This window comes from Rhizobium sp. RU36D, from assembly GCF_900176345.1.
GTDB lineage: Bacteria > Pseudomonadota > Alphaproteobacteria > Rhizobiales > Rhizobiaceae > Allorhizobium.
In genome coordinates, this window is record NZ_FWXU01000058.1 from 1 (window position 1) to 5,027 (window position 5,027).

The window sequence follows — 5,027 nt, forward strand, 5'->3', positions numbered from 1 at the left end:
ATCCTGTCAAGGTTCTTCGACAGATACTCGTCGAAATTCCGCTCGCTGTCGACGATCGCAGCATTTGCCTGCCCCAACTGGCCCTGGATGATGTTTCGCGAGGCGAGCGTGCGCGACACCTTGGATTGCACCTGCTGCTCGATATAAGCGGCAGCAATGGCATTGGCGAGCCGAGCGGCCTTTTCAGCATCCCTTGAGGTAAACGAAATGCCAATGACGTAAGTCAGGTCACGCCGTCCGATGCTGGCCGCGGCGCGGACCTTCTGCAAGGTCTGCGCCAGCAACTCGTCACCAGACGACTGCTGAGGATTGGCCAGATTGAAGTATTCTCTGATCTGATCCATCAACCCGACGGAAACACCGAATTCTTCATCGGCCAGCAAGTTCTGGTCGTTGATGACCTTCAGGATCGCATTATCCGACTGCAAGATCTCGACTTCACTCTCGACACGGGCGTTGATGTCGTTGGAAGAATAAACCGTCTGTTCGTTCGGATCCAAAAGATCTTTTGCAGCGACATCGACGATAACCTTCGTCGTCGCGGTATATTTCGGCGTAATGGAATAGACGATGATCGCCGTCACAACCAGGAATATTAGCACGACCGACGTTATGACCCACGCCTGCCTCCGCAGGAGGCCGACGATGTTCCTCACATCAATATCTTGTTCCATAACGTCCTCGTGCCCCGGCCTGAGTCACTCAGTAACGACCAAGGTTAAATCTTCAAAAATTAAAAACGAAATATATTGATACTCGCTCTATTGCACATCGGCCAAATGAGGTTATACAAAATATAATTGCGCAACAACAGCCTTTTTCCCATTACGATAGATGCCTATTCTGAAGTTGAGTATTCGTTGTCCTTTTACTATTCAGTTCGCTAGCTGCAATTGTAAGAAGTGACCACACAAACCCTCCCGTAAAAACTGACCATTCCAACGTGAAAAAATTTAGGGGCCACGGGCTAAAAATAAACCCCGCACAACCAGCACCAACAGCTCCAGTATCCATAAAAGTCCGGTTAATGCGACCGAAGCCGACTAACTTCCATATCATGAAGACCGACATTGCCGCAACCGCGATAAAACCGATGTATCCAAATTGAAACAGTGCTCCAACAATGCCCATATCGGCAATATAGATACCGTAACCATAGGCCCCCATGGCCAGCCCACCATAGTTAACAGCAAAGGACAGAACGTTGTTGCTACCCTTTGAAGTCGACATGACTCCAAAGCCTAAACCTCCGGTCTTTTGAAACTGCTTATTGAAGTATTCTGCCTCAACAATTCTCCATGTTATGCTTTGATCACGGCCAATATAATTTTCGGTACTGGCGATTTGGTCAATATATTTGTAACCGAGTGTTCCAAATAAAAATACCGTTGCTGAAAGGCCCAGCACAATCGCCCGGAAGCGTTGTGACCCACTTAGGCAAAATGCTGAAAAGAACCCCAGCCCAACCACAAACGCCGCGATAGCGAGACGACTCTCACTAATCGCAAATAGCACATATATCATAGGTGCGGCACACAAAATGTTCTTTATCTTGATCCTATGTAAACCATCGCGCAGTATTCTGCATAAAACTACAGTTGCGGCCAATGAAACTTCCGTCTTTAGGAGCACGATCCTCCTCAGACTCTGATCTGTAGTTGCCAGCCGACGGAATATCTCCAAACTGCGCAAATGCATTAATTGATCTGCGATCAATAAGATTGACACGCAGATGCCTGTAGCGAGCAAGCCGGCAATACATTCTTTTACCGATATATTGAATACTCTGAACGCAAGCGGTAGCAACAAAGGGAGCAGGGAATAGTGAGCATATACCCATTCAGCGGGCGGATTGATAAATATGAAACCGTTTGAAATTGTCGAAACAAAGAAACAATATGTAAAAAGTATTGCTGATACCGTTTCATACTTGCGTGGTGACATCCCTTTAATTAGATTAATCATATATTGTGCGCTTGCGAGGAGAATTGCAGCCGCCACGATGTGTTTGCCTAGGTGCGGCGGGAGCCCAATCAATGCTGGCGGAATTCCTTCCCATGTGAAGAACCCGACGACGATTGAGAAGATCTTTAGGCGATTTGCTGACTGGGTAGCTTCGATATTAAGATCGGCGGTTGCATCGCTGGTATTATTCACTTTGTTCTCCACGCGGCCAAAATTCTGCTACGGAGGGTGACGAGATCATATAATTGCGACGTGCGCGTCGGTCTGGATGATACGCAGTGATCGCCGTGGGAGGCAAATCAATCTCGGCCAGCGGATACCCCTTAGCAACATGTGCTAGACTATCAAGAGGGTCGTTGAAAGCGATGTAGGGTTTCCTTACGTTGCGTAACGGCGACTAACCACCGCTTGTCTGTATCGCTGAAGACGAATGCCCTAACTTCGCTATAGGTTTTTCAATTAGGTAATGCACCATTATTCCCAGCGAGCTGCATCCAATTATCGCTCCTATGATGAACAACGGCGCTCCAAAAGATGACGCATATTTTCCCCAAAAGTTGCCGTAAGGGCCAAGTGCGAAATTGTGAGTTAGATATATGCTGTAAGACGCATTGCCTAATATGAGTCCTGGCGGCCGGAGACTTGGTGTTAGAGTTCTGAGGGACGCGAACGCGAAAACCACAAGAGTTACCGGGACAAGCCAGATGAACCACTTCAAGCTTCCAGTGCTTTGAACATACTGACCAGTTGTGACCAAAGCAGCCAAGGTCGCAAATCCAATCAAAGCGGCTCCGGGTCTGGAGCCGCTTTTTTTTCGCGCCAACCCAAGGAGTATGCCGGCCAAAAAATAAAGTATCAGCGGATGACAGACAAAATAGAGAAAGCCATGCATCATTCCATGGCTAGGATCTTGGATGCCAGAAAGAACTCCGATGGCCACAGGCAGCGATAAGACAAAGAAGATAAAACTTAGCCCAATTTTTCGATCTAACGACAATGCGATCGCAAAAAAGAGGTAAAAGTACATTTCAAAATTCAATGTCCATCCCACGGGATAGATTGGGCGCATCAAGCCGTTACCATCGATGTAAGGGACAAATAGCAAGGATGCGGCGATCTCTGAAGGAGCCGGCGGCGTACCGTCTATCAGCAGTTTTGTAGCTTGAATGAAAGTGACCAACCAATAGAGCGGCCCCACCCTCCATAAGCGCCTTGTAAAGAATCTCCGGGGCGCGCCATGGGCCCCGAACTCTAGGTCAGCGGTGTGAATCATGATGAAGCCGCTAATTACAAAGAACACAGCTACGCCGACATTACCGAGGCTCCAGGCGAAGGTTTCATAACCCGGATCGAGGCCAGCCTTCTGAATGAGTGCTGATATGGCGTGGTCTACCACCACAAAGATAGCGGCGATCCCCCGCAAGGCCTGGATTCCCTCCAATCTCTCAGAACTAGGTATTCGCTTGTTGATATCCGAAGCCATATGTGGCACCCCTACCGTAACATTGGGGACGACAATCTATGAAAATTCTGCTTTGTTCAATGTTGCTGATTTCGATTTCAACGGTGTGCGCAGCCGCACAGCAGTCATGCCCGCGGATTCCGCCCTCCCCGCAGGCTCCCTTGGCTAATCCGCCAAAGAAAAATCCGCCGGCCCCAGAGCTTTCGGTGGTCCGTGGCGATGGCGAGAACCCCACCCTTGTATTCCTTGGCGACAGTCTAACTGCTGGCGATGGAGCCAGCGCGCCTGACAAACGCTTCCCTTACGTTGTGGCACATTCTTTTGATAAGCCGCGGGCGTTTGAGAGCTACGCTCGTGGCGGACTTACATCTACCACTATAGCAGACCTTTTCCAGCACATTCCTGTTCCGGAGGAATCCGTCGTTATTATTTGGATAGGACGAAATAATACAGAGCGTCCCGATGTTATCGTGAATGATGTTACACGCGCGGTTTCTCACATTTCTGGAAGACGCTTTATCGTTTTGTCGGTTTTGCATGCTTTATACGATACAGCCATGCCGGGGGGGGCCGATTTTGCTAAGTTCAAGAAGATAAATGACGCATTGTCTGCAGCGTTTCCAGAAAATTTCCTTGCTGTTGGACTTGATCTAGTCTGCGCCGACAGGAAAGATAACACACATCCAAATGACAATGGTTATAGTAAGGTTGCGCACCAAGTAGCGGCAGAGTTGAAAAAGAGGAATTGGTAAGGTGAATTCAAGATTCTGAGGGATTAAATCCGAAATTCCAAATCCAAAACTGGCTAGCACGAATGGGATGATTTGTTCGGGGTAATCCGCCCGCCAATTAACGGGCTTCAAAAGTAGAATTTTCTCGGGCTTTATGATCGAGGAGATTTTTATGAAGACGAGCAGATTTAGCGAACCGCAGATAATGGCCATCCTGCGCCAGGCAGAAGGCGGCGTCCCTGTGCCTGAGTTATGCCGGGAACACGGGATGAGCACTGCTAGCTTTTAAAAGTGGCGCTCGAAGTATGGCGGCATGGACGCCTCGATGATTAGCCAGATGAAGGCTCTGGAAGACGAGAACCGTCGGCTGAAGAAGATGTATGCAGAGATGAGCATGCAGGCAGAACTGCTCAAAGAGGCTCTGGGAAAAAAGTGACGCGGCCATCTCAACGCCGGGAGATGGCCGGGAAAGCAGTGGCGTTGCGAGGGGTGAGCATTGCGCTTGCCTGCCGCACCTTCGAGGTCAGCGAGACCTGCTATCGTTACAGCGCCAAGCTGAACGACGAGAACGAGCAGATCGCCGATCTCCTGATCGGCCTGACGCGGGCGAAGAAGACCTGGGGCTTTGGCCTGTGCTTCCTTTACCTGCGGAATGTCCGAGGACATTGCTGGAACCACAAGCGCGTATACCGCATCTATCGTGAGCTGGAGTTGAACCTCAGGATCAAGCCACGCAAGCGTTTGAAGCGGGACAAGCCCGACGGTCTGACTGTGCCGGATGCGCCGAACCTGGTCTGGTCCATGGATTTCATGGCGGATCGTTTGGAGGATGGTAGGCAATTCCGACTGTTGAATGTCTTGGACGACTT

4 protein-coding genes and 1 pseudogene are annotated in these 5,027 nt (G+C 49.6%); 2 read left to right on the forward strand and 3 right to left on the reverse strand.

Annotated elements, in window-relative coordinates:
- From B9A97_RS28995 to B9A97_RS29005, 3 genes are all read right to left on the reverse strand, one after another.
- Positions 1–674, reverse strand: a 674-nt coding sequence (locus B9A97_RS28995; protein ID WP_244564406.1) for a Wzz/FepE/Etk N-terminal domain-containing protein, incomplete at its 3' end; no start/stop codon positions are given.
- 151 nt (positions 675–825) lie between these two features.
- A complete protein-coding gene (locus tag B9A97_RS29000) occupies positions 826–2,157 on the reverse strand; it encodes a hypothetical protein (protein WP_084369299.1) in 1,332 nt (443 codons plus the stop codon).
- Between the two features lie 205 nt (positions 2,158–2,362).
- Positions 2,363–3,448: an acyltransferase family protein gene (locus tag B9A97_RS29005; RefSeq protein WP_084369300.1), complete on the reverse strand. Its 1,086-nt coding sequence runs from the start codon at positions 3,446–3,448 to the stop codon at positions 2,363–2,365.
- 38 nt (positions 3,449–3,486) lie between these two features.
- Here B9A97_RS29005 and B9A97_RS29660 point away from each other — a divergent pair, with 38 nt between their 5' ends.
- Together B9A97_RS29660 and B9A97_RS29015 are read left to right on the forward strand one after the other, a co-directional pair.
- A complete protein-coding gene (locus tag B9A97_RS29660; protein WP_143530774.1) occupies positions 3,487–4,179 on the forward strand; it encodes an SGNH/GDSL hydrolase family protein in 693 nt (230 codons plus the stop codon).
- 151 nt (positions 4,180–4,330) lie between these two features.
- A pseudogene (locus B9A97_RS29015) lies at positions 4,331–5,027 on the forward strand (transposase); the annotation flags it as partial.

Coding starts and splice junctions, on each gene's coding strand:
- B9A97_RS29005 (WP_084369300.1), bottom strand. CDS start 3,448: ATGGCTTCGGATATCAACAAGCGAATACCTAGTTCTGAGAGATTGGAG.
- B9A97_RS29660 (WP_143530774.1), top strand. CDS start 3,487: ATGAAAATTCTGCTTTGTTCAATGTTGCTGATTTCGATTTCAACGGTG.